Below are 680 nucleotides of genomic sequence, written 5' to 3' on the forward strand. Positions count from 1 at the left end.
CCAGTTGACCAACCCCATTACAGGAACACTCACCATCAGCAACGGACCTCAAAGTCTCACCTTCATCACCACCGAGGGCAGCTCAGCCAGCTTTACAGCCAGTTTCACAGGCTTAGTCTCGGATGGCTCCTCCCATACGGTCACGGTCAGTCTGCCAGGCTGTTCAACCACTAGCACGACTTACACGGCTCCGGCTTCCTGTAGTGTCGGTGTAGGGCTAGCGGTCATAGATCCAGGAGTTTGCATTCCGGGTACCAACACTTACAACACGACTGGTCTCATCAGCCTGACCAATGCCGTAACCGGAAGCCTCACCCTCACCGATGGAGCCACCACCACTACCCTTTCGGTCAGTGCAGGAGCCACCTCGATCCCGTACTCGCTGAGCGGCTTACCTAGTGGAACAGGGTCTCATACCGTAACAGTCAGTTATCTGGGCCAGACCGCCAGTACCACCTATACGGCTCCCACATCCTGTTCAGTGGCTCCCGTCTGTTCCATCAGCGCGGTAGCCAATGCGGGAAGCTGTGCAGCCTCCACTAATACCTATTCTGTGTCAGTGGCCATTGGCCTCACCAATGCTTCGGCGGGAACACTTACCGTCAGTCTGCCAGGAGTACCGCCTACCAGTCAAAGTATTACTGCAGGTACGACTTCGCTGACCCTTGCTCTGACTGATC

General features: G+C 56.0%; 1 protein-coding gene. It reads left to right on the forward strand.

Going from position 1 to position 680, the window contains the following annotated elements:
* Positions 1-680 (forward strand): hypothetical protein (locus GO755_RS41235; RefSeq protein ID WP_394351065.1); only part of this gene is annotated, 680 nt, incomplete at both ends.

Source organism: Spirosoma arboris, from assembly GCF_009754945.1.
Lineage (GTDB): Bacteria > Bacteroidota > Bacteroidia > Cytophagales > Spirosomataceae > Spirosoma > Spirosoma arboris.